The organism is Hydrogenophaga luteola, assembly GCF_042648585.1.
Classification (GTDB): Bacteria; Pseudomonadota; Gammaproteobacteria; order Burkholderiales; family Burkholderiaceae_C; genus Hydrogenophaga; species Hydrogenophaga luteola.
Genome location: NZ_JBHRXX010000010.1, coordinates 79,419 through 103,599, shown reverse-complemented (window position 1 = coordinate 103,599; position 24,181 = coordinate 79,419). Strand labels below are relative to the sequence as shown.

Genomic DNA, 24,181 nt, shown 5'->3' with positions numbered 1-24,181 from the left:
CTCGACCGACACCCCGACCATGGCCCTGCCTTCGCTCTCGTTGTCCCTGCAGTTCGGCGACTTGAAAGACGCCGCCCGCCACCGCGCCGCGCTGCCGCGCCACACCGTCGCCCGCTGCATCCGCCACGCGCTGGAGGCCGACGCCGAAATCACCGTGCGCATCGTCGACGCCGAGGAAGGCCAGGCGCTCAACCGCGGCTACCGCGGCAAGGACTACGCGACCAATGTGTTGACCTTCGACTACGCCACCGAGCCGGTGGTGATGGCCGACCTGGTGCTGTGCGCGCCGGTGGTGGCACGCGAAGCGAAGGAACAGAAAAAGACGCTGGCCGCCCACTACGCGCACCTGCTGGTGCACGGCACCCTGCACGCCCAGGGCTGGGACCACGAGACCAGCGAAGAAGACGCCGAGGCGATGGAAGCGCGGGAGATTCAGATCCTTGCGGGCCTGGGCATCAAGAACCCGTACTGATCAACGGACGCACTGCCCTTCGATCTCGACCAGCAAATCGGCGCGGCAGACGTCGGCCAGGACGTAGCTCACCGGCGCATCGCCCAGGCGCTGCGCCACCACCTCGCGCACGGTGGCCAGATCGGCCGCGTGGCGCACGTAGGCGCGGTAGCCCAGATCGCCCAGTGCGAACGCGCCGCTGCGCGATTTCAGCGAAGCCTCGGCCAGGACCGCCGCGATGTTGTCCAGGCTCTCCGCGGTCTGCGCCCGCACATCGCCCCGGTGCACAGTCTCGTGCCCCACGATGCTGGCGGTGCCCGAGACGAACAGGATTTCCTGCCCCGGCGGGTGCACCAGCGCCGCGCGCGAGAAGGTCGGGCTGCGTGGACCGTAGCGATCAGGGTAGTGGAAGGCGCTGACCTGGCGCGGGTTTTCGACCGGCACGATGGGCGTCGGCCCAGCCAGGAAGGCGACCGTCAGCGGGCCGGACGCCACGCCCAGCGCACAGGCCGCCGGCACACGGCCCACGACGCTGCGCTCGCCGGCCTCGAAGGCGTCGCCGCGGCCCATGTTGAACTGGCGGTAGCGCTCCAGGCCGTCGGCCTCGCCATTGATGTCGGCCATGTAGTTCCACAGCCGCCAGAGGTGGGGCAGGCCCTGGGCGTCGAGCAGGCGGAATATGCGCGCGTAGATGTCGAAGGCGGCCTGCTGCAGGGCGCTTCGGCCGGGTTCGAAGGCCAGCCCGGCCTCCTGCACGTCGACCACCCCGAACAGCAGATCGCCGCTGCGGCGCCAGGCCACGCCCTCGTGCTCACCAATCAACATCGGCGCACCGTCCGGCACCACCCAGCACTCCAGCAATGGATCACCACCGTGCAGCACCGGGGTCGACAGGTGCTGCAGCGGCCATGCCACCGATGGCGGAAACGCGGCGCCGACGTGAAAGCCGCCGAGCACCTGCCCGGGTGGCAACGAAGCAAAGGAACGAGGGCTCAGGAGCGACAGGCTCATGCGGTCAACAGCGAAAAAAACAGGAAGAACGCGCTCAGTGCATGCGCATCGGGATCGTCACCGGGCCGTCGTTGACGAGGTACACCTGCATGTCGGCGCCAAAGCGCCCGGTGGCGACCTGCGGGTGCTGGGCCCGCGCCAGCGCCACGAAGCGGTCGTACAGCGCCTCGCCCAGGGCCGGTGGCGCCGCGCCGGTGAAGCCCGGGCGGTTGCCGCCGCTGGTGTCGGCGGCCAGGGTGAACTGGCTGACGATCAGGAGCCCGCCGCCCACGTCCTGCACGCTGCGGTTCATTTTCCCCGCCTCGTCGGCAAAGATGCGCAGCTTCAGGATCTTGGACAGCAGCTTCTGGCCCACCGCCTCGGTGTCCTCCGGTTCGGCGCACACCAGCACCAGCAACCCGGCGCCGATGTGCCCGACCGTCTCGCCCGCGATGTCAACGCGGGCCTCGCTCACCCGTTGCAGCAGCGCGATCATTTGAGGTCCGCCTCATCGTAGAAATGCGCCTCCACATCCGAGGGCAGCAGCTGGATGCTGGCGCGCAGCCCGGGCACGGCGCTCATCAGCGCCTGTTCCACGCTCGAGCGCAGGGCCGCCGCACGCCCAAGGGTCCAGGCCGCGGGCATGTGCATGTGCAGGTCCACGAAGCGCCGCTGGCCCGCCTTGCGGGTGCTGACGTGGTCGAAGCGGATGATCTCGGTCTCGCCACGCGTGTGGGCAAAACCGGCGAGGGTCTGTTCAATGGTGGCCAGCACCTCGGGCTCGACCGCCTCGTCCATCAGGCCCTGGGTCGAGCGCCAGATCAGGTGGAAGCCTTCCTTGAGGATGTTCAGCGCCACCCCGATGGCCACCACCGGGTCCAGCCACATCCAGCCCGTGACCTGCACCAGCGCAATGCCCGCCACCACGCCGGCCGAGGTCCAGACGTCGGTCACCAGGTGTTTGGCGTCGGCCTCCAGCGCGATCGAGCGGTGCTGCCGCGCGGCCCGGAACATTACCCAAGCCAGCAGGCCATTGAGCGCCGAACTGGCCACCGACAGCGCCAGGCCCCAGCCCACCTGTTCCAGCGGCTGCGGGTCGAGCAGGCGCTGTCCGGCGGTCCAGACAATGCCCAGCGCCGCAACGATGATCAGAATGCCCTCGAACCCGGACGAGAAGTACTCGGCCTTGTGGTGGCCGTAGGGGTGGTCGTCGTCGGCCGGACGGGCGGCGATGGTGACCATCACCAGGCCGAACACCGCGCTGGCCAGATTGACCAGCGACTCCATGGCGTCGGACAGCAGACCGACCGAGTCGGTGACCCACCAGGCCAGGGTCTTGAGGGTGATCGTGATCAAGGCCACCACCACCGACGCCATCAGCAGGCGGCGGGGCGTGAGCCAGGATGAAACAGAGGCAGTCATGGCCCGATTGTCGCCCGGCGATCCGATGAAACCTTAACGCCATAAACGTGTAATTTTGTAACCACACGGTATCCATTCGGTGCCAGAATGCCCCGAGAGCGAGACAAGCATGAACACCCACACACCCTCCGACGACACGTTCTGGATCGGTCCCACCGACGCCTGGTTGCTGGCCGAGGGCAAACACCTGCGCCCTTGGCAGAAGCTGGGTGCCCACCCGACCACGATGGGTGGACAGGCGGGTGTGGCTTTCGCGGTGTGGGCGCCGGCCGCCCGCTGGGTCGGACTCAGCGGTGACTTCAACGGCTGGCAGGCGCAGGGCATGCGCCACCGCCCCGAGTGCGGCGTCTGGGAGCTCTTCGTACCCGGCGCTGGCGTGGGGGCCTGGTACAAGTTCCAGGTGGAAGGCGCCGACGGCCGCACCGTCCTGAAGACCGACCCCTACGCGCGCGAGACCGAGCTGCCGCCCGGCAATGCGGCCCGCGTCTGCGAACCCTTGCGCGCCTCGCACGCACACGCCGCACCGCACCAGCGGCCGGCCGTGCCGATGGCGATCTACGAGGTGCACGCCGGTTCCTGGAAGCGCCCTGGCGGCTGGGATGTGATGCCGACCTGGGACGACCTCGCGCAGCACCTCGTGCCCTACGCCACCAGCCTGGGCTTCACCCACATCGAACTGCTGCCGGTCAACGAACACCCGTTCTACGCCTCCTGGGGCTACCAGCCCACCGGCCTGTACGCCCCCACCGCACGATATGGCCGGCCCGACGGCTTCCGCCGATTCGTCGAGGCCGCGCACGCCGCCGGCCTGAAGATCATCCTGGACTGGGTGCCAGCCCATTTCCCGACCGACGAACACGCGCTGGCGCGCTTCGACGGCACCCCGCTCTACGAACACGCCGACCCCCGCGAAGGTTTCCACCGCGACTGGAACACCCTGATCTACAACTTCGGCCGCCACGAGGTGAAGAACTTCCTGGTCGGCAATGCGCTGTACTGGGTCGAGCAGTTCGGCATCGATGGCCTGCGCGTGGACGCCGTGGCCTCCATGCTCTACCGCGACTACAGCCGGCCTGCGGGCGAGTGGGTGCCCAACAAGGACGGCGGGCGCGAGAACTACGAGGCCATCGCCTTCCTGCGCGAGGTTCACGAAGTGCTGCAGCGCGAAGCGCCACAGGCCACGACCATCGCCGAGGAGTCGACCGCGTTTCCGCAGGTCACCGGCCCGGTGCAGCACGGCGGCCTGGGCTTCGACCACAAGTGGAACATGGGCTGGATGCACGACACCCTGGCCTACATGTCGCAGGACCCGGTGCACCGGCGCTGGCACCACCACAAGATGAGCTTCGCGATGATGTACGCCTACAGCGAAGACTACGTGCTGCCGCTCTCACACGACGAGGTGGTGCATGGCAAGGGCTCGCTGCTGGGCAAGATGAGCGGCGACCCCTGGCAGAAGCTGGCCAACCTGCGCGCGCTCTACGCCTGGATGTACGCGCACCCGGGCAAAAAGCTGCTGTTCATGGGCGCCGAGCTGGCCCAGCCGACCGAGTGGAACCACGACGCCGAGCTGCCCTGGCACCTGCTGGAGCAGCCGGCCCACGCCGGCGTGCAGAACCTGGTGCACGACCTCAACATGCTCTACCGCCAGCAGCCGGCCCTGCATGCGCGCGACACCGACCCCGACAGCTTCCGCTGGCTGGTGGTGGACGACGCCGACCAGTCGGTGCTGGCCTTCGTGCGCTTCGGGCGCGCGCTGGAGGACACCCTGGTCGCGGTGGCCAACTTCACACCCGTGGTTCGGCACGACTACCGCGTCGGCCTGCCGCACGACGGCGCCTGGACCGAGCGCCTGAACACGGATTCGAGCCACTACGGCGGCAGCAACGTGGGCAACCATGGGCGCGTGCAGGCGCAACCCCAGCCGATGCACGGCCAGGGCTGGTCGGCACCGCTGACCTTGCCGCCGCTGGGCGTGCTTTTTCTGCAGCCCGAGAAGACATGACACACGCGGCGGCACCGGCGCTGGGCGCACACCTCGTCCGCCAGAACGGCACCGACGGCGTGCGTTTCGCCGTCTGGGCGCCCGAGGCCACGGCGGTGGAGGTGCAGCTGTTCGGCACGGACCGCGAACCCACCGGCCGCGTGGCGCTGGACGCGGCGGGGGATGGCGTCTGGTCGTATTTCGTGCCCGGCATCGGCGCCGGCCAAGCCTACGGACTGCGTGCGCACGGCCCCTGGAATCCCGAGACCGGACACCGCTTCAACCCGGCCCGGCTGCTGATGGACCCCTGGGCAACCGGTTTCGTGGGCGATACCTCGCGGCTGGCGCTGCAGACAGGCCATGCGGTGGCCAATCCGCTCCAGCCGGTGCAGCCCTGGGCGGAGCACGCACCCGAACGGGCGGACAACGCAGCGGCCATGCCCCGCTGCCTGGTGGTCGACACCGCAGCCGAGCTGTCTGCTGGCGCCACTATCACGCCCGGTCCCGGCACCGCACCAGACCGCGTCGTGCTCTACGAGGCCCATGTGAAGGCCCTGACCCGGCTGCATCCCGAGATCCCGCCCGCGCTGCGCGGCACCTACGCCGGTCTGGCCCAACCGGCGATGCGGGACCACCTGCGCCGCCTGGGCGTGACCACGGTCTGCCTGCTGCCGGTGCACGCTTTCATCAGCGAACGCCACCTGCTGGCGCGCGGCCTCACCAACCACTGGGGCTACAACACACTCAACGCCTTCGCGCCGCACGCCGGCTACGCGGCCTGCACGGCGGGGCGCGACCCGGTGGATGCCGGCGAGGCCCGGGCGGTGCGCGACGAGTTCCGCGCCATGGTCGACGCCCTGCACCGCGACGGCATCGAGGTGGTGCTGGACGTGGTGTTCAACCACACGGCCGAAAGCGACCTCGACGGCCCCACGCTGAGCTGGCGCGGGCTCGGACAGAACCACTGGTACTTCATGGGCGAGCGCGGTGTGCCACACAACTTCAGCGGCACCGGCAACAGCCTGAACGTGAGCGAGCCGCGGGTGGTGCAGTGGGTCATGGACAGTCTGCGCTGGTGGGTGCAGGCTTTCGGCGTCGACGGCTTCCGTTTTGATCTGGCGGTGTCGCTGGGTCGCGTGGCGGCGCAGGGCCATCGCTTCGACCGCCAAGCACCGCTGCTGACCGCGATGCAGCAGGACCCGCTGCTGCGCGGCGTGCGCCTGATCGCCGAACCCTGGGACATCGGCCCCGATGGCCACCGCACCGGCGGCTTCGCGCCCGGCTGGCTGGAATGGAACGACGCCTTCCGCGACGGCGTGCGCGCCTTCTGGCTCGGCCACCCGGCCTCGCGCGGCGAACTCGCCACCCGCGTCTGCGGCAGCAGCGACAAGTTCCGCCACAGCGCCCGCACGCCGCTGGCCAGCGTCAACCTGCTGACCGCCCACGACGGCTTCAACCTCGCCGACCTCACCGCCTACGCGCGCAAGCACAACCGGGCCAACGGCGAAGACAACCGCGACGGCCACGGCCACAACCTGTCGGCCAACGGCGGCACCGAAGGGCCGACCGACCAGCCGGCCGTGCTGCACCGGCGCGCGCTCTGGCGCCGCGCACTGCTGGCCACGCTGTTCTGCGCCCAGGGCACGCCGCAGCTGCTGGCCGGGGACGAGATGGGCCACAGCCAGCGTGGCAACAACAACGCCTACTGCCAGGACAACGCCCTGACCTGGCTGGACTGGCCGCGCGTCGACCCGGCGCTCGAAAGCTTCGTGGCCGGCCTGGCTGCCCTGCGCCGCGCCCACCCGGGCCTGCGGCAAGCGCGCTGGTTCGACGGCCGGCCGCCTGCGGACGGCTCCACGCCGGACATCGCCTGGTTCGACACCGACGGAGCCCCGCTGAGTGCCGCCGCCTGGCGCAGCCAGGAGCACCGCACGCTGGCCGCGGTCATCACGGTCGGCGAAGGCACGCGGCCTGCGCAGGAATCCCTGCTGGTGGTCTGGCACGCGGGCGAAGGCGCCGAACTGCAGCTGCCACCAGGGCTCTGGGCGCTGCGGCTGGACAGTGCCCGGGCGCTGGTGGCAGACGCTTCCGGCGCCCAAGCCGGCCCGTGGATCAACGACCGGCTGGTGCTCAGCGAGCCGACGGTGTGCGTGCTGGTCCGGGCCTTGCATGGCCCGTCGAACCCAACCGACACCGCTTCATGAACACCACCGTCCACCCCCTGCTCGCGCGCCGCACCAGCGGCGTGCTGTTGCACATCACCAGCCTGCCCGGCCCCCATGGCTGCGGAGACCTCGGCCCTGCGGCCCGCCACTTCGTCGACTGGCTGGCGGCTGCCGGCCAGTCGCTCTGGCAGGTGCTGCCCCTCTCGCCCGCCGGCCCCGGCAACTCGCCCTACCAGAGCGTCTCGGCCTTCGCCGGCAACCCGCTGATGGTCGACCTTGACGACCTGGTGCGCCAGGGCTGGCTGCCGTGGACCGCGCGCCAGGGCTTCGACCACCACCGCTGCGACTTCGAGCGCGTCGCCCCCTGGCGCATGGCCTGCCTGCGCAAGGCCTGGAACGGCTTTGCCGAACGTGCCAGCGAAGAATGCCGCGCTGCCCTGGACGGTTTCTGCACCGAACACGCGCACTGGCTCGACGACTACGCCCTCTTCATGGTGCTCGACGAGCGCTACGGCGGCCCCTGGTCGCGCTGGCCTCAGCCGCTGGCGCACCGCGACCCGGCGGCCCTGGACGAAGTGCGCGCGCAATCGGCCCACGCCTTGGGCTTCTGGCGCTTCGTGCAGTGGCGCTTCTGGGTCCAGTGGCAGGGCCTGCGCGACTACGCGCGCTCGCAGGGCGTGCAGGTGGTCGGGGACGCGCCGATCTTCGTGGCCCACCACAGCGCCGATGTCTGGGCCCACGCCGACCAGTTCCTGCTGGACGAGCGCATGGAGCCGAACGTGGTGGCCGGCGTGCCGCCCGACTACTTCAGCCCCACCGGCCAGCGCTGGGGCAACCCGCTGTACAACTGGGACGCCATGGCGCACCACGGTTACCGCTGGTGGAAGGACCGGCTGGCACACCAGTTCCGACAGGTCGACATCGTGCGCCTGGACCACTTCCGCGGCTTCGAGGCGCACTGGGAGATCCCCGCCAGCGAACCGACGGCGGTGGCCGGCCAGTGGCAGACCGGGCCGGGCCTTCGCTTTTTTGAGGCCATCACCGACGAACTCGGTCCGCTGCCCATCATTGCGGAAGACTTGGGCCTGATCACGCCCGAGGTCACCTCGCTGCGCGAGGCCTGCGGCTTCCCGGGCATGCGCATCCTGCAGTTCGCCTTCGGCAGCGGGCCGAAGAATCCCTACCTGCCGCACAACCTGGAACGCCACGCCGTGGCCTACACCGGCACCCACGACAACGAGACCACGGTGGGCTGGTGGAACAGCGCCCCCATCGGCGAGCGCCACTCGGCGCTGGACTACCTGGGCCCCTGCATTGCCACCGAGCCGCACTGGACCCTGGTGCGCGCGGCCTCGCAGTCGGTGGTCAACACCGTGGTGGTGCCGTTCCAGGACGTACTCGGCCTGGACACCCGCCACCGCATGAACACGCCCGGCATGGCCACCGGCTGCTGGGAGTGGCGCTTCGAATGGAGCCAGGTCAACCACGAGCCGGCCGAACGCCTGGCCGCAATGACACGCGCGCACGGCCGCTGGCCAGAACACTGACCCCCCTTAACCACAACAACCACCGGAGACAACCCATGGACAAGCATTCCCCCCAGCAACTGGCCCGGCGCACCATCGGCCTGGTGCTCGCCGGCGGCCGCGGCTCGCGCCTGAAGGCCCTGACCGACCGGCGCACCAAGCCGGCTGTGTACTTCGGCGGCAAGTTCCGCATCATCGATTTCGCGCTGTCCAACTGCCTGAACTCGGGAGTGCGCCGCATCGGCGTGCTGACCCAGTACAAGTCGCACTCGCTGCTGCGCCACCTGCAGCGCGGCTGGAGCTTTTTGCGCAACGAGTTCAACGAGTTCATCGACCTGCTGCCCGCCCAGCAGCGCATCGACGAAGACAGCTGGTACCTGGGCACGGCCGACGCGGTCTACCAGAACCTGGACATCCTGCGTGCCCACAACCCGGAGTACATCCTCATCCTGGCCGGCGACCACATCTACAAGATGGACTACGCCGAGCTGATCGCCGACCACGTGGCGCTGGGCAAGAAATGCACGGTGGCCTGCATCGAGGTGCCGATTGCCGAGGCCAGCGCCTTCGGTGTGATGGCCATCGACCCCATGCGCCAGATCGTCGAGTTCGTCGAGAAGCCGGCGAACCCGCCGGCCATGCCCGGCAAGCCCGAAGTGTCGCTGGCCAGCATGGGCATCTACGTGTTCGACGCCCAGGCGCTGTTTGCCGCGCTGGAGAAAGATGCCGCCACGCCCGGCTCCAGCCGCGACTTCGGCAAGGACGTGATCCCCGCCATGGTGGCCGAGGGCCAGGCCGTGGCCCACCCCTTCGGCATGTCCTGCGTCAAGAGCTCGCCCGAGGCGCCCGCCTACTGGCGCGACGTGGGGACCGTGGAGGCCTACTGGGCCGCCAACCTCGATCTGACCAACACCATTCCCGAACTGGACATGTACGACCGCGACTGGCCGATCTGGACCTACCAGGAGCAGCTGCCGCCGGCCAAGTTCGTGTTCAATGACGACGGGCGCCGCGGCATGGCGGTGGACTCGCTGGTCTCGGGTGGCTGCATCATCTCGGGCGGTTCGGTGAACCGTTCGGTGCTGTTCTCCAAGGTGCACATCCATTCATACGCCGAGGTTGACGAGGCGGTGCTGCTGCCCGAGGTCGACGTCGGCCGAGGCTGCAAGCTGCGCAAGGTGGTCATCGACAACGGCTGTGTGATCCCGCCGGGCATGCAGATCGGCTACGACGCGGACGAAGACGCCAAGCGCTTCTACCGCTCGGAGGGCGGCGTGGTGCTGGTGACACGCGCGATGCTTGAGGCCCTGAAGTGAGCCTGCGCGTCCTCTACGCCTGCTCCGAGGTCTTTCCGCTGCTCAAGACCGGCGGTCTGGCCGACGTGAGCGCGGGCCTGCCGCCCGCCCTGGCGGCGCAGGGAGCGGACGTGCGCCTGCTGCTGCCGGCCTTTCCGTCCATCGTGGCGGGCGTGGCGCCCGAGGGGCCGAGCCTGCTGGTGCCCGGCGGCGACACCGTGGGGCTGCCGCATGGCGTCGGCCCGCGGCCCGACACCACGAACGGCCCCACGCCCTGGCTGCGGCGCGGGCGCATCGAGGCGTCGGGCCTGCCGGTGTGGCTGCTGCACGCACCCGGCCTGTACGACCGGCCGGGCAACCCCTACCAGGACGCCAGCGGCAAGCCCTGGCCCGACGCCGCAGAGCAGTTCGCCTGGCTGGGCTGGGCCGCCGCCCTGCTGGGCACCGGTCTGGACAGCGGCTGGGTCCCTGATGTGGTGCACGGCCACGACTGGCACACCGGCCTGGCCTTCGCCTATCTGAACCGACTGGTGGCCGCCGGCCACCGCCGCCCCGCCAGCGTGTTCACCGTGCACAACCTGGCCTACCAGGGTGTGTTCGGCCCGCACGTGCGTGAGCGCCTGGGCCTGCCCGATGCGCTCTTCCACCTGCACGGCCTGGAATTCCACGGCCAGGTCTCGTTCATGAAGGCCGGCCTGCAGTTCGCCGACGCCATCACCACGGTCAGCCCGACCTACGCGCGCGAAATCACCGGCGAGGAACAGGGCTGCGGCCTGGACGGGGTGCTGCGCGAGCGGCGCGACCGCCTGCACGGCATCCTCAACGGCGTCGACGACGCGGTCTGGGACCCGGCGAACGACGCCCTCGTGCAGCCCGGCTACAGCGCCGACGACCAGCGCGGCAAGGCCGCCGCCAAGGCACGACTGCAGCAGCGTCTGGGCCTCAGGACCGACCCCGACGCGCTGCTGTTCTGCGTGGTCAGCCGCCTGACCGAACAGAAGGGCTTGCACCTGCTGCCCGGCGTCGTGGACGAGCTGGTGCGCCGCGGCGGCCAGCTCGCCGTGCTGGGCGCGGGCGACCCGCTGATCGAGCAGGCGCTGCAGCACGCGGCCCAGCGCCACCCAGGAGCGGTCGGGCTGCACATCGGCTACGACGAGGGCCTGGCCCACACGGTCATCGCCGGCAGCGACGTGATCCTGGTGCCCTCGCGCTTCGAGCCCTGCGGCCTGACCCAGCTCTACGGCCTGCGCTACGGCACGCTGCCGCTGGTGCGCGCCGTCGGCGGACTGGTCGACACCGTCACCGACAGCCGCCTGGAGAACATCGACGACGGCAGCGCCAGCGGCTTCGTCTTCCATGAGCTGTCCGAGGCCGCCCTGCTATCGGCGATCCGCCGCGCCTTCGCCCTGCGCCGCCGCGAGGCCGACTGGCGCGCCGTCCAGCGCCACGCCATGTCGCTGCGCTTCGATTGGGCGCGCGCCGCCAGCGACACCCTCAAGGTCTACGCACTTGCCCGTTCCGACGCCACTGGCACGGCATCTGCTTGACCCCACCACCTTCCGCCTTTGGACCGCACCGACATGCCCAACACGCTCTTGCCCTCCACCGTCGGCACCGCCACCGCCCCCTTCGAATACGACCAGCTGGAAAACAGCGTCGCGGCGCTGCGCAAGTCGATCGCCAACCGGCTGGTCTATGCCGTCGGCAAGGACCTGCGCTCGGCCACCCGCCGCGACTGGCTGTTCGCCCTGTTCCACGCCGTGCGCGACCGCATGATGCACCGCTGGCGCGAAACCCTCGCGGTCTCGCAGGACAGCGATGCCAAACGCGTCTACTACCTGTCGATGGAGTTCCTGACCGGTCGCGCGCTCACCAACGCCCTGCTCTCGGTCGGCATCTACGACGATGCCAGGGAGGCCTGCACCCAGCTCGGCGCCGACTTCGACGCGCTGATCGACCTGGAGACCGATGCTGGCCTGGGCAACGGCGGCCTGGGTCGCCTGGCGGCCTGTTTCCTCGACTCCATGGCCACCGTCGGCCTGCCTGGCATGGGCTACGGCATCCGCTACGACTTCGGCATGTTCGCGCAGAAGATAGTCGACGGCCGCCAGGTCGAGGAGCCGGACTACTGGATGGTCAATGGCAACCCCTGGGAATTCATGCGCCCCGAGTTCAGCTACGAGGTGCAGTTCGGCGGACGCCTGGTGCAGGAGGGTGACCACGTGCGCTGGGTCGACACCGACGACGTGATCGCCACCGCCTACGACACCGGGGTGCCGGGCCACGAACTCACCAGCGTGTCCACCCTGCGCCTGTGGACCGCCCGCGCGACCAGCGGCATCAACCTCGACGCCTTCAACAAGGGCGACTACATGCGAGCGGTCGAGGCCAAGAACGAATCCGAGAACGTCTCGCGCGTGCTCTACCCCGACGACTCCACCGAGCACGGCAAGGAGCTGCGCCTGCGCCAGGAGTACTTCTTTGTCAGCGCCTCGCTGCAGGACATCCTGCGCCGCTACCTCAAGAGCCATGGCAGCTTCGAGCAGCTGGCCGACAAGGTCGCGATCCACCTCAACGACACCCACCCCGCGCTGGCCGTGCCCGAGCTCATGCGCCTGCTGGTCGACGAGTACCAGGTCGAGTGGGACGCCGCCTGGGCCCTGTGCCAGCGCATCTTCAGCTACACCAACCACACGCTGATGAGCGAAGCGCTGGAGACCTGGCCGGTGGACCTGATGGGCCGGCTGCTGCCACGCCACCTGCGCATCATCTACGACCTCAACGCACGCTTCCTGGCCGAGGTGCACGACCGCTTCCCGAACGAGAACGACCTGCTGCGCCGCGTCTCGCTGATCGACGAACACGGCCAGCGCCGCGTGCGCATGGCCTACCTCTCGGTGCTGGCCAGCCACAAGATCAACGGCGTGTCGGCCCTGCACAGCGACCTGATGGTCAAGACCATCTTCGCCGACTTCGCGCGCCTGTGGCCCGAGCGCTTCAACAACAAGACCAACGGCATCACGCCGCGGCGCTGGCTCTCGCAGGCCAACCGGCCGCTGTCGGCGCTGATCGACGCGCGCATCGGCACCACCTGGCGTCGCAACCTCGACGAGCTCAGCGCATTGCGCCCGCTGGCCGACGACGTCGAGTTCCAGAGCGCCTTCCGCCTGGCCAAGACGCAGAACAAGAAGCGACTGGCCGAGCGCATCGCGCAGGAGACCGGCATCGTCGTCAGCACCGACAGCCTGTTCGACGTGCAGATCAAGCGCATGCACGAGTACAAGCGCCAGCTGCTCAACCTGCTGCACGTGGTCACGCGCTACCAGCAGATCCTGGCCCACCCCAACCACAACTGGGTGCCACGCACAGTGATCTTCGGCGGCAAGGCGGCCTCGGCCTACTACATGGCCAAGCTGGTGATCAAGCTGATCAACGACGTGGCGCGCGTGGTCAACCACGACAAGCGCGTGGGCGACAAGCTCAAGGTGGTGTTCCTGCCGAACTACCGCGTCTCGCTGGCCGAGGTGATCATCCCCGCCGCCGACCTGTCGGAACAGATCTCCACCGCCGGCACCGAGGCCTCGGGCACCGGCAACATGAAGTTCGCGCTCAACGGCGCGCTGACCATCGGCACCTGGGACGGCGCCAACATCGAGATCGCAGAGAACGTCGGGCTGGACAACATCTTCATCTTCGGCAACCGCACCGAACAGGTCGCGGCCCTGCGCGCCAGCGGCTACAACCCACGCCGCTACTACGACCACAACTACGACCTCAAGACCGCGATCGACCGCATCGCCGAAGGTGCGTTCAGCCCCGAGCAGCCCAACCGCTTCCACGACATCACGCGCACGCTGCTGGAGTCGGACTACTACCTGCTGCTGGCCGACTACGCCGACTACATCGCCACCCAGCACAAGGTCGACGAGCTCTACCGCCGCCCGAACGAATGGGCGCGACAGGCGATCCTCAACGTCGCCGGCATGGGCATGTTCTCGTCCGACCGCACGATCCGCGAATACGCCGACGACATCTGGAAGGTGAAGCCGCTCTTCGACTGAGGCATGACAGAATCCGCCGCATGCGGACCAGCGGCGGATTGTGGCGGTGGCGGTGGTGGTGGCTCGGCGGCGTGGTGCTGTCCGCCGCCGGCGCGGTCGTGATCGCCCGCCAGGCCATCGACGAACAGCGCGCGCTGTTCGAGACCGACGCCCGCATCGTGCACCGGTTGCTGAGCCAGCAGGTGGTGCAGCACGACGCCATCCTCGACACCTTGGCCCTGCTGCAGCCCGCGCCCGGAGCACCCGGCATGGCCACGCCGGAGCAGCGCCTGCCCTCGCTCTACTCCCACATCCTTTCGGTGCAGCGGCGCGAGCGCGGCGCAGCCTGGGCCGACCCCGACCTGGCCGCGGCGGAGCAGCGCTCGACGCAGGACCGACGGCCGGCGCTGGCCCGCCCGGACCTGGCCTCGGGCCGCTACCGCCTGGTGCTGGCCGCCCAGCCCACCGCCTACGCGCTGACCATCGACCTGCGTGGCATGGTGCCCTGGGACGAGTGGCCGATGAATGTCGACAGCAGCCCGGTGCGCGTGGTGCTGGAGCACCAGGGACAACGCGTCGAACTGCAAAGCGGGGACCCGGCCGCACTCGCCAGCCCCGGCGGCTGGCGCTTCGAATTCCACAAGCACCTGGCTGCGGCCAGCCAGCCCTTTGACGTGGTGGCCGAGCGGCGGCTGGGCTGGGCGCAGCTGCCCTGGGGCCTCATGCTGGCGTGGACCGCCCTGGTCGCGACTGCGTTGACGCTGGGCGCGCAGTGGCAGCGCCAGCGCACTGCACGACAGCGCGCCGAGGAACTGCTGCGTCTGGGCCAGGTGGCGCGCCTGAACACCCTGGGCGAACTGGCGGCCGGGATGGCGCACGAACTCAACCAGCCGCTGACCGCGGTGCTTGCCAACACGCAGGCCGCGCAGCGCCTGCTGGCCGAGGACCCGCCCGAGCTGGACACGGCGCGCCAGGCCATGGCTCAGGCGGTGGGCCAGTCGCGGCGCGCGGCCGAGGTGGTGGGCCGCCTGCGGCGCACGGTGGAGCGACCCGGCACGCCGGACGGTGCGCCGACCGCCGCCGTGCTGTCGCTGGACCTGGCCGAGTCGGCGCGGCGGGCAGCCCACCTGCTCGAACCCGAATGCCGTCGGCGCGGTGTGGCGCCGCAGGTGCAGGCCGGCGCACCGGTGCTGGTCGCCGGCGACCCGGTGGCGGTCGACCAGATCGTGCACAACCTGCTGATGAACGCCCTGCAGGCCATGGATGCGGTGCCTGCGGCGCAGCGCGCGCTGCTGCTGACGCTGCACCGTGATGGGGACGTGGGCGAGCTGGCCGTGGCCGACCGCGGCCCGGGCATCGCTGCCGAGGCGCTGCCACGCCTGTTCGAACCGTTCTTCTCCACCCGCGACGGCGGCCTGGGTCTCGGCCTGTCGCTGTGCGAGACGCTGGCCCAGGGCATGGGCGGAACGCTGACCGCCGCGAACCGTCCGGACGGCGGCGCGGTGTTCACGCTGCGCCTGCCGCTGACCAAGAGCACCGCATGACCAGCCTCTCGCCGACCATCCATCTGATCGACGACGACGCAGCGGTGCGCGAGGGCCTGGCGCTGCTGATCGGCACCGTGGGCCTGCGTGTGACCCCCTGGGCCGACCCGCAGGCCTTCCTCAGCGGCTTCGATCGCGAAGGCATCGGCGCCATCGTGCTGGACGTGCGCATGCCCGGCATCAGCGGCCTGACCGTGCTCGACACCCTGGTCGCGCAGGGCGTGGACCAGCCGGTGATCATGCTCACCGGCCACGGCACGGTGGAGATGTGCCGCCGCGCCTTCAAGTCGGGTGCGGCCGAGTTCCTGGAGAAGCCGGTCAACGACGAGCTGCTGATCGAGGCGCTGCAGAACGCGGTGCGCCAGCATGTGCGCACCCGCGAACGCCACCAGGCCGACCGAGCGGCGCGCGAGCGCTACGCACAGCTGTCCGAGCGCGAGCGTGAGGTGCTGGGCCTGATCGTCGCGGGCCTGACCAACAAGGAAATCGGCCGCGCGCTCGACCTCTCGCCACGCACCGTCGAGACGCACCGTGCCAACCTGTTCGCCAAGCTGCAGGCCGAGTCGCTGGCGCAGCTGATCCGACACTACGCGGCGCTGGTGGACGAGGCGTCTGCCGGCTGAGGCCCCCGGGCCACTCCGTAGTTCTACGGAGCCTGGCGCGTAGCCGTCCGAATGTTGCGAACAGGCGCAAATTTCTACAGTTCTCCCACGGTTGATCGAACCGCATAACCCCGAAGGAGAACCCATGAAAACCACCGTTTCCGCATCCGCCGTCGCCCTGTCCCTGATCGCTACCGCCGCCAGCGCCCAGGCCGTGCGCACTGAAAAGAACATGTCGCTGGAACTGGCCAACCAGATCGCCACCGCCACTGTGGCTGCGTGTGCCGCGAACAACTACAACGTGACCGCCGCAGTGGTCGACCGCGCCGGCGTGCTGCGCGCGCTGCAGCGCGCCGACAACGCCGGCCCGCACACGGTGGGTGCCGCGCAGGGCAAGGCTTACACCTCGGCTTCCGCCCGCAACACCACAGCCGCGATGCTGGAGAACGTGCAGAAGAACCCCGGCGCGGCCACGCTGGTGGACATCCCGGGCTTCCTGGTGCTGGGCGGCGGCGTGCCGGTCAAGGTCGGCAATGAAGTGATCGGCGCGGTGGGCGTGGGCGGTGCGCCCGGTGGCCATCTGGACGAGCAGTGCGCGAACGCCGGCATCGCCAAGGTCGCGGACCTGCTGAAATGAAGACGCTGCAGGTCTTTTCGCTGGCCCTGTCGCTGGCGTTCGTCAGCGCCGGCGCGGTGGCCCAGGTCGCGCCCAGCTCGGCCGAGGCCGCGGCCTACACCGGGCTGCACCTGGCGGCGCACAAAGGCGATGTGGCCAAGGTCCAGCGCCTGGCGGCCTCGGATGCGGCGCTGAACGCCACCGACGGATACGGTCGCACATCGCTGCACGTGGCGGCGTTTGCACGCCAGCGGGAGGTGATCCGGGCGCTGGCGAAAGCCGGCGCCGACCTCAACGGGCTCGAGAACGACCGCTACGACGCCGTGACCATTGCCTCGGTCGCGGACGACGAGGCCACGCTGAAGGTGCTGCTGGAACTGGGGGCGAGCGCGAAGCAGGTGACGAGCCGCTACGACGGCACGGCGCTGATCGCGGCGGCGCATCTGGGACACGACGGTGTGGTGCGGCAGCTGATCGCCGCCGGTGCACCGCTGGACCATGTGAACAATCTGCACTGGACGGCGGTGATCGAGTCCATCGTGCTGGGCGATGGCGGTGCAAGGCATCAGGCAACGCTCAAGGCGCTGATCGACGCGGGGGCGAATCTGCAGCTGACGGACCGCGGCGGTCAGACGCCTCTGGCGTTGGCGAAGGCCCGTGGGTTCACGGCCATGGTTTCTATGTTGGAGAAGGCTGGGGCGCGTTGAGCCTTGCTCACTCCAGCACCTCCTCCATAGTTGGAAGGGCTGGGGTGGCCGACTCCGCTCATGTACCCCGGGGCCGCTTCGCGGCCCCTCCTCCTTTACTTCGCTGCGTCAGCCACCCCAGCCCTTCCAACCGCCCACCGGCAGCTGCTCCAACGGTCGAGTGCCAACACATCCGCAGATCGTGACGGCTGGGCGTCCTGCAGAGCGAAGTAAAGGAGGAGAACCGGGCGCAGCCCGGTCCGGGGGACATGAGCGGCGCAGGGCGCCCAGCCGTCACGATCCCGAAGCAACGCAGATGTGAAAAATCAGGACAGCGTGACCCGAGCAAACTTCCGCTTGCCCACCTGCACCACGTAAACCCCAGCGCCCAGCTTCAGCCCCTTGTCGCTGACCACCGACGAGTCGATGCGCACACCGCCGCCGTCGATCAGACGGTTGCCCTCGCCGTTGGACGCCACCAGCCCAGCCGCATTCAGCAGTGCCGCCACGCCCATCGGCGCGCCCGACAAGGTGACCTCGGGAATCTCGTCCGGCACACCGCCCTTGCTGCGGTTGATGAAGTCCTGTTCGGCCGCATCGGCCGCGGCCGCACTGTGGAAACGCGTGGTGATCTCCTTGGCCAGCATCACCTTGGCGTCCTTGGGGTTTCGGCCGCCTTCGACTTCCTTCTTCAACGCCTCGATCTCGGCAATCGACTTGAACGAAAGCAGCGTGTACCAGCGCCACATCAGCGTGTCCGAGATCGACAGCACCTTGGCAAACATGGTGTTGGGCTCTTCGGTGATGCCGATGTAGTTGTTCTTGGACTTGGACATCTTTTCGACGCCGTCAAGGCCTTCGAGCAGCGGCATGGTCAGGATGCATTGCGGCTCCTGGCCGTACTCCTGCTGCAGGTGGCGCCCCATCAGCAGGTTGAACTTCTGGTCCGTGCCGCCCAGCTCCAGGTCGGCCTTGAGCGCCACCGAGTCGTAACCCTGCATCAGCGGGTACAGGAACTCGTGCACGCTGATCGGTGTGCCGGCGGTGAAGCGCTGGTGGAAGTCGTTGCGCTCCATCATGCGCGCCACCGTGTACTTGGCCGCCAGCTGGATCATGCCCATCGATCCCAATGGGAGCGACCACTCACTGTTGTACCGAATCTCGGTTTTCGCGGGGTCCAGGACCAGGCTGGCCTGCTTGTAATAGGTTTCGGCGTTGGCCTTGATCTGCTCTGGCGTGAGCGGCGGGCGGGTGCTGTTGCGGCCCGAGGGATCGCCGATCAGGCTGGTGAAGTCGCCGATCAGGAAGATCACCTGGTGCCCCAGGTCCTGCAGCTGGCGCATCTTGTTGAGCACCACCGTGTGACCGATGTGGATGTCCGGCGCCGTCGGGTCCAGGCCCAGCTTGATGCGCAGCGGCACGCCCGTCGTCTCCGACTTCATCAGCTTCTTCACCCAGTCGTCCTGCGGGATCAGCTCGTCGCACCCCCTCAAAGTCACCGCCAGCGCCTCCCGCACGCCGTCCGTCGGCTGGACACGTCCGCCGACCGGCAAAGACACACCTGAAACATCGGTATCGCTGTGATTCATAAGGGTTTTTTCAGATGCGGACACCCCTCGCGGGGCTACAATTGCGGGTTTGGCGAGCCCGGATTTTAGTGGGCCCGCGCTTTGGGTCTGCTCCATGGCGACCGATCCATAGCAGGTTCTTCTGACGACAGGCGGCTTTGTTCGCCGCTTTTTGCCGGACACCGATTTTGAAGCTCACGCACCACAGCAACAGACTGCCCACCCTGGCGCGATCCACCAGCAACTCCCTGCTGTCCGGCCTTACCCGCCATCCTCGCCGCGTGATGGCGGGCATCGGTGTGCTGTTGCTGGGCACTGGCGTCACGGCCTTTGGCATTGCCCCGCTGGCCCCTGACGCGTCCCTTCTGCCTGTGCAACAGGTCGTCGAGGAAATCCAGGCCCAGCCGTTCGCCCCTCTCAATGGCGCCACGCTTGATGCCTGGTCCCTCTTTCGCAGCGACACCCTTCGGCGCGACGACACCCCTCAGACCCTGCTGCAGCGCCTGGGTGTAAACGATGCCGCGGCAGCGGCCATGTTGCGCACCGACAGCACCGCGCACCAGCTGTTTGCCGGCCGGGCAGGCAAGCTGGTCACGGTGGAAGCCAACAGCCGGCAGGAACTGGTCAGGCTGACCGCCCGCTGGCTGCCCGACGACGGTCGCATTTTCCAGCGCCTCGTGATCGAGCGCCAGGGCGACAGCTTCAGTTCCCGCGTCGAAAGTGGCGAACTGAACGTCCAGTCGCGGCTGGCCAGCGGCGTGATCCGCAGCTCGCTCTTTGCAGCCACCGACGAGGCCGGACTGCCGGACAGCGTGGCGGTGCAACTGGCTGAAATGTTCTCCGGCGACATCGACTTCCGTCGCGACCTGCGCGAGGGAGATCGCTTCTCCGTGGTGTACGAGAGCCTGGAAGCCGACGGTGAATCGCTTCGGGCCGGCCGCGTGCTGAGCGCCGAGTTCATCAACAACGGGCGCGAGCACGAGGCCGTCTGGTTCGAAGAGCCTGGGCTCAAGGGGGCCTACTACGGTTTTGATGGGCAGAGCACGCGCAAGTCCTACCTGGCCTCGCCGCTGGAGTTCTCCCGCGTAAGCAGCGGCTACGGCATGCGCTTCCACCCGATCTCTGGCAAGCAGAAGGCCCACTTAGGCGTGGACTATGCGGCGCCCACGGGCACGCCGGTCCGCACCATCGGCGACGGTGTGGTGACCTTCGCCGGCTGGCAGCGCGGCTATGGCAACACCATCGAGGTGCGGCACCGCGACAACCAGACCACACTGTTCGGCCACCTCAGCCGCATCGACGTTCGCGTGGGCCAGAAGGTCGCGCAGGGCGAGTTCATTGGCGCCGTCGGCTCCACCGGGCTGTCCACGGGCCCGCACCTGCATTTCGAGTTCCGTGACAACGGCGTTCACCAGGACCCGCTGGCCATCGCCCGTCAGAGCGAGAACATCCCCGTCAGCCCAGCAGCCCGTGCCCGTTTTGATGCCGTGGCCCAGTCGATGCGCATGCAGCTGGACGCCGCCGCCACCGTGCAACAGGCCAGTGCAGAGTAGGCGTCGCGCCGTCCACAAGTCCGCGCAGACCAAAACAAAAGGGAGCCGATGGCTCCCTTTTGTTTTGCTGGTCCTGACAACAGGTATCAGACGCTGAAGCTGGACCCGCAGCCACAGGTGGTGGTGGCGTTCGGGTTGCGGATCACGAACTGGGCGCCTTCGAGATCTTCCTTGTAGTCGATCTCGGCCCCCACCAGGTACTGGTAGCTCATCGCGTCGATCAGCAGGGACACGCCGTTCTTGGTCATCTGCGTGTCGTCCTCGTTGACCACTTCATCGAAGGTGAAGCCGTACTGAAAACCGGAACAGCCGCCACCCTGCACGAAAACACGCAGCTTGAGGTCCGGGTTACCCTCTTCAGCCACCAAGTCGGCCACTTTGGCGGCTGCACTGTCGGTGAAGATCAGCGGGGCGGGCATTTCTGTCTGTGTGGTTTCGGCAACGGCGCTCATGGTGTTCCTCGGTACGGTGGGACGGTGGCGTGCAAGCCGGGCTCACACGTGCAGGACCCGAATGGTAGGGCAAATCACTCGGGATTGTGCTCAGCCGTTGTTTGCCGCCAGTTTCAGTGTGGGTTTGTCCTCAAGGCTGCCGGTCATGGGCTTGAGCTGGCCCGCAATGGTGGCGCCCTGGTGCATCTCCAGCGACTTGTAGGACACATCGCCCTCGATGCGGGCCTTGGGCTGCAGCTCCAACAGCTCCAGGGCGAACACCGGCCCTTTGACCGTGCCGTTGATGATCACGTGATCAGCATGGATCTGGCCCGTCACGCTGGCAGACTCGCTGATCACAAGGATGCTGGGCTGCTCTTCGCTGGCACGGATGTCGCCTACGACATCACCATCCACACGAAGACCATCGTGAAACAGCACGTTTCCCTCGATCCGGGTGCCTTGCGCGATCAGGCTTTTGATGGGAGGCTGTTTTTTCTTGTTGAACATGTCGTACTCCGGTGCAACGGAATCAGAGTTTGATGGTGTGCAGAGCCTTCACGGCCCCACCCTGGAGGATTCTGGCGGTCACGGTTTTTACCATGGCCTGCGGAGGAACGTCCACCAGCCCCTCCTGCCGCAAATAGCCCTTGATCAGCACCGACTGCGGTGCCGCCGCGTGCTGCGCCGACCACGGTTTGCCATCCAGCGTGCCGGTAAAACTGATCTCCAGCTGCCCCCTGAATTCCGGGGCATTCTTTTCGGCCTGGATCATCAGAACCTGCCACTTGAGCTGGGCTTCCGCGACCCGTTCGATCTGGAGCCCTCGGATGCTCAACGCATCAGACCCGGTGCCAGGAATCAGTCGCTCGAAGAAACCAAGGTCGCTGCGCAGCGTCATGTTGTCGGCCTGCAGCTGGCGGATCTGCAGAAGCAATTGCTCTTGCGCAGTCTTCTCGGTGGTCAGCAGACTCTCGGAGGTGTTGGCCACCGATTGCGCCTTGCCCAGCGCCTCCCGCAGTTGACTCACTTCCGCGCGCAACTGCTCCAGCTCCTGTTTGGCGTTGCGGTCCAGACCCGCAATCTCCTTGCCGAACTCGAAGGCCCAGAGCGCCAGCGCCCCGGAGAACCCCAGCACCACCGCTGCCAGCAACCACCGCAGCGGCCAAGGCGTGGCGCTGCGGATGGCCATGCGTGGGGCACTAACCGTCAACCGTCTGCGCAGAAGACGCAACCTCATCGGACAGGCCCTTTCAGGAAACGGATGATCACAAAAACAAAAACCGCCCCAAGACGAGCTTGAAGGCGGTTGTTGCGGCAGTGAGCGGCGTATTAGCGCTTGCTGAACTGCTTGGCGCGGCGTGCAGAACGCAGACCGACCTTCTTGCGCTCGACCTCGCGGGCATCGCGGGTCACGAAGCCGGCGTTGGACAGCTCGGACTTCAGTGCGGTGTCGTAGTCGATCAGGGCGCGGGTGATGCCGTGGCGGACAGCGCCGGCCTGGCCGGATTCACCACCACCGTGCACGTTCACCTGGATGTCGAACGTTTCGGCGTTGTTCGTCAGCAGCAGAGGCTGCTTGGCGATCATGATCGAGGTCTGGCGGCCGAAGTACTGTTCGATGTCCTTGCCGTTGACCGTGATCTTGCCGGTGCCTTTTTTCAGAAACACACGGGCGACGCTGGATTTGCGACGGCCGGTGCCATTGTTCCATTCACCAATCATCGTCGGCTCCTCAGATGTCCAGCACTTGCGGCTGTTGGGCGGTGTGCGGGTGCTCGGCGCCACCGTACACCTTGAGCTTCTTGATCATGGCGTAGCCCAGAGGACCCTTGGGCAGCATGCCCTTGACGGCCTTCTCGAGCGCGCGGCCGGGGTGCTTGGCCTGCATGTCGCGGAAGCTGGTGGCGTAGATACCGCCCGGGAAACCCGAGTGACGGTAGTACATCTTGTCGGTGTTCTTGGTACCGGTCACACGCAGCTTGGCGGCGTTGATGATGACGATGAAGTCACCGGTGTCGACGTGAGGCGTGTAAATGGCCTTGTGCTTGCCGCGCAGACGGAGGGCCACTTCACTGGCGACCCGTCCGAGAACCTTATCGGTTGCGTCAATCACAAACCACTCGTGCTTCACGTCAGCGGGTTTGGCGCTGAACGTTTTGGTCATGAGATTTCTCTTGCGAGCTGATTTGGCGGGCCCCACGTGAGCCCGCGAACGTTGCGACCCTTTTCCACGGTCGGTCGTTCTCTGGCGGAACGCTCTTAGGTGGTGGTGAAAACTCCGCCGCGGGGTCACGAAATCGCTGCGAAGCCCGACATTGTACGATTTTTCGCCACCAGCTGGCAAACAGGGCCCGCAACTGGCCGGCCGGCGCTACCATCGCCCGATGTTCAGTTACCGCCACGCCTTCCATGCCGGCAACCATGCCGACGTGCTCAAACACATCACCCTGCTGGCCACCCTGCGCCATCTGATGAAGAAAGAGGCGGGCATCACCCTGGTCGACACCCATGCCGGCGCCGGCCTGTACCGGCTGGACGGCGACTACGCAGAAAAAGGAGGTGAGGCTGCAGACGGCATCGTGAAGCTGATGGCGGCGATGCGCCCCGCCACCGGCACGCCTCCCGCGTCCACCGCCGCGCTCGATGACTATCTCGACCTCATCGCAGGCTTCAACCCGGACGGCCAGCTGCGCGTCTACCCGGGCTCGCCCTTCGTGATGCACGCCCTGATGCGCACCGAGTCGCGCGACCGGCTCAAGCTGTTCGAACTGCACCCGACCGACAGCCGCACGCTGAACGCCAACATCGCCCAGCTCGAAGCCGGGCGCCAGATTGCGGTCGCTCTGCAGGACGGCTTCGAGGGCCTCAAACCCCTGCTGCCCCCGCCGCCATCGGTATCGGGCTCCAAGCGAGCCCTGGTGCTGATTGACCCGAGCTACGAGATCAAGAGCGACTACGCCAAAGTGAGTGCCTGCATACAGGAATGCCTCAAGCGCTTTCCCACCGGCACCTATCTGGTGTGGTACCCGATCATTCCCCGGGCCGAGGCGCACGACCTGCCGCGCAAGCTCAAGACCCTGTGCAACCACGCCAAGCGCCCTTGGTTGCATGCCACGCTGAGCATCGGCCACGGCCCACTGGCCCTCGGCGAACGCCCGGGACTGACCGCCAGCGGCATGTTCGTGATCAACCCGCCGCACACGCTGAAGGCCGAGCTGCAGGCCACACTGCCGCTGCTGGTGACGCTGCTGGGGCGGGGCCGCGGCCAAGCGCAGTCGGTGGAAGCGGGCGGCGCCTGAAGCCGA

22 protein-coding genes are annotated in these 24,181 nt (G+C 68.0%); 13 read left to right on the top strand and 9 right to left on the bottom strand.

Annotated elements, in window-relative coordinates; genetic code table 11:
• Window positions 1–19: 19 nt before the first annotated feature.
• Window positions 20–472 carry an rRNA maturation RNase YbeY gene (gene ybeY, locus ACFOPI_RS22315; RefSeq protein ID WP_382179054.1) on the top strand — a complete coding sequence of 151 codons (453 nt, stop codon included), beginning with the start codon at window positions 20–22 and terminating at the stop codon, window positions 470–472.
• Here ybeY and ACFOPI_RS22310 read toward each other — a convergent pair whose 3' ends face one another.
• The 3 genes from ACFOPI_RS22310 to ACFOPI_RS22300 are packed head-to-tail and all read right to left on the bottom strand — an operon-like array spanning window position 473 to window position 2,863.
• Entirely contained in the window at window positions 473–1,462 is a 990-nt protein-coding gene (locus ACFOPI_RS22310) for a chorismate transformation enzyme, FkbO/Hyg5 family (RefSeq protein ID WP_382179051.1), read from the bottom strand.
• Window positions 1,463–1,496: 34 nt separating this feature from the next.
• Window positions 1,497–1,937: a D-aminoacyl-tRNA deacylase gene (gene dtd, locus ACFOPI_RS22305; RefSeq protein WP_382179048.1), complete on the bottom strand. Its 441-nt coding sequence runs from the start codon at window positions 1,935–1,937 to the stop codon at window positions 1,497–1,499.
• Window positions 1,934–2,863: a cation diffusion facilitator family transporter gene (locus tag ACFOPI_RS22300; RefSeq protein WP_382179045.1), complete on the bottom strand. Its 930-nt coding sequence runs from the start codon at window positions 2,861–2,863 to the stop codon at window positions 1,934–1,936. Before ACFOPI_RS22300 ends, dtd begins: the two co-directional genes overlap by 4 nt.
• A gap of 109 nt (window positions 2,864–2,972) precedes the next feature.
• On the opposite strand from ACFOPI_RS22300, the gene glgB reads away from it, so the two are divergent.
• The 10 genes from glgB (at window position 2,973) to ACFOPI_RS22250 (ending at window position 17,342) form a co-directional block, all read left to right on the top strand.
• Window positions 2,973–4,868 carry a 1,4-alpha-glucan branching protein GlgB gene (glgB, locus tag ACFOPI_RS22295; RefSeq protein ID WP_382179042.1) on the top strand — a complete coding sequence of 632 codons (1,896 nt, stop codon included), beginning with the start codon at window positions 2,973–2,975 and terminating at the stop codon, window positions 4,866–4,868.
• Window positions 4,865–7,051 carry a glycogen debranching protein GlgX gene (glgX, locus tag ACFOPI_RS22290; protein ID WP_382179039.1) on the top strand — a complete coding sequence of 729 codons (2,187 nt, stop codon included), beginning with the start codon at window positions 4,865–4,867 and terminating at the stop codon, window positions 7,049–7,051. The genes glgB and glgX overlap by 4 nt, the downstream gene beginning before the upstream one ends.
• Entirely contained in the window at window positions 7,048–8,559 is a 1,512-nt protein-coding gene (gene malQ / locus ACFOPI_RS22285) for a 4-alpha-glucanotransferase (RefSeq protein WP_382179036.1), read from the top strand. The genes glgX and malQ overlap by 4 nt, the downstream gene beginning before the upstream one ends.
• 35 nt (window positions 8,560–8,594) lie before the next feature.
• Window positions 8,595–9,854: a glucose-1-phosphate adenylyltransferase gene (gene glgC, locus ACFOPI_RS22280; protein WP_382179033.1), complete on the top strand. Its 1,260-nt coding sequence runs from the start codon at window positions 8,595–8,597 to the stop codon at window positions 9,852–9,854.
• Entirely contained in the window at window positions 9,851–11,380 is a 1,530-nt protein-coding gene (gene glgA, locus ACFOPI_RS22275) for a glycogen synthase GlgA (RefSeq protein ID WP_382179030.1), read from the top strand. Before glgC ends, glgA begins: the two co-directional genes overlap by 4 nt.
• Window positions 11,381–11,413: 33 nt before the next feature.
• Complete coding sequence (locus tag ACFOPI_RS22270; RefSeq protein ID WP_382179027.1) at window positions 11,414–13,894, top strand: glycogen/starch/alpha-glucan phosphorylase; 2,481 nt, start codon at window positions 11,414–11,416, stop codon at window positions 13,892–13,894.
• 20 nt (window positions 13,895–13,914) lie between these two features.
• The gene (locus ACFOPI_RS22265; protein ID WP_382179024.1) at window positions 13,915–15,417 is read left to right on the top strand and encodes a sensor histidine kinase; all 1,503 of its coding nucleotides are present in this window, start codon (window positions 13,915–13,917) and stop codon (window positions 15,415–15,417) included.
• Window positions 15,414–16,040 carry a response regulator transcription factor gene (locus ACFOPI_RS22260; protein WP_382179021.1) on the top strand — a complete coding sequence of 209 codons (627 nt, stop codon included), beginning with the start codon at window positions 15,414–15,416 and terminating at the stop codon, window positions 16,038–16,040. Before ACFOPI_RS22265 ends, ACFOPI_RS22260 begins: the two co-directional genes overlap by 4 nt.
• Before the next feature lie 124 nt (window positions 16,041–16,164).
• Entirely contained in the window at window positions 16,165–16,656 is a 492-nt protein-coding gene (locus ACFOPI_RS22255; RefSeq protein WP_382179018.1) for a GlcG/HbpS family heme-binding protein, read from the top strand.
• Window positions 16,653–17,342 (top strand): ankyrin repeat domain-containing protein, encoded by a 690-nt coding sequence (locus ACFOPI_RS22250; RefSeq protein WP_382179015.1) that lies wholly within the window; start codon window positions 16,653–16,655, stop codon window positions 17,340–17,342. Before ACFOPI_RS22255 ends, ACFOPI_RS22250 begins: the two co-directional genes overlap by 4 nt.
• Window positions 17,343–17,647: 305 nt before the next feature.
• Here the strand turns inward: ACFOPI_RS22250 and tyrS are convergent, their stop codons facing one another.
• Entirely contained in the window at window positions 17,648–18,910 is a 1,263-nt protein-coding gene (tyrS, locus tag ACFOPI_RS22245; protein WP_382179012.1) for a tyrosine--tRNA ligase, read from the bottom strand.
• Window positions 18,911–19,074: 164 nt separating this feature from the next.
• Between tyrS and ACFOPI_RS22240 the strand changes: the two genes are divergently transcribed.
• A complete protein-coding gene (locus ACFOPI_RS22240) occupies window positions 19,075–20,442 on the top strand; it encodes a peptidoglycan DD-metalloendopeptidase family protein (protein WP_382179808.1) in 1,368 nt (455 codons plus the stop codon).
• A gap of 86 nt (window positions 20,443–20,528) precedes the next feature.
• Here the strand turns inward: ACFOPI_RS22240 and erpA are convergent, their stop codons facing one another.
• From erpA to rplM, 5 genes are all read right to left on the bottom strand, one after another.
• On the bottom strand, window positions 20,529–20,894 hold the full coding sequence (gene erpA / locus ACFOPI_RS22235; protein ID WP_382179009.1) for an iron-sulfur cluster insertion protein ErpA: 366 nt from the start codon (window positions 20,892–20,894) through the stop codon (window positions 20,529–20,531).
• 90 nt (window positions 20,895–20,984) lie between these two features.
• Complete coding sequence (locus tag ACFOPI_RS22230) at window positions 20,985–21,383, bottom strand: bactofilin family protein (protein ID WP_382179006.1); 399 nt, start codon at window positions 21,381–21,383, stop codon at window positions 20,985–20,987.
• A gap of 22 nt (window positions 21,384–21,405) precedes the next feature.
• Window positions 21,406–22,065, bottom strand: coding sequence for a DUF6776 family protein (locus ACFOPI_RS22225; RefSeq protein ID WP_382179003.1), 660 nt, complete (start codon window positions 22,063–22,065; stop codon window positions 21,406–21,408).
• A gap of 140 nt (window positions 22,066–22,205) precedes the next feature.
• Complete coding sequence (rpsI, locus tag ACFOPI_RS22220; RefSeq protein WP_066155186.1) at window positions 22,206–22,598, bottom strand: 30S ribosomal protein S9; 393 nt, start codon at window positions 22,596–22,598, stop codon at window positions 22,206–22,208.
• A 10-nt stretch (window positions 22,599–22,608) separates the two neighbouring features.
• Window positions 22,609–23,040, bottom strand: a complete 432-nt coding sequence (rplM, locus tag ACFOPI_RS22215) for a 50S ribosomal protein L13 (RefSeq protein ID WP_066155189.1) — start codon at window positions 23,038–23,040, stop codon at window positions 22,609–22,611.
• Window positions 23,041–23,260: 220 nt separating this feature from the next.
• On the opposite strand from rplM, the gene ACFOPI_RS22210 reads away from it, so the two are divergent.
• Window positions 23,261–24,175 carry a 23S rRNA (adenine(2030)-N(6))-methyltransferase RlmJ gene (locus tag ACFOPI_RS22210; RefSeq protein ID WP_382178998.1) on the top strand — a complete coding sequence of 305 codons (915 nt, stop codon included), beginning with the start codon at window positions 23,261–23,263 and terminating at the stop codon, window positions 24,173–24,175.
• The last annotated feature ends 6 nt before the right edge of the window (window positions 24,176–24,181 follow it).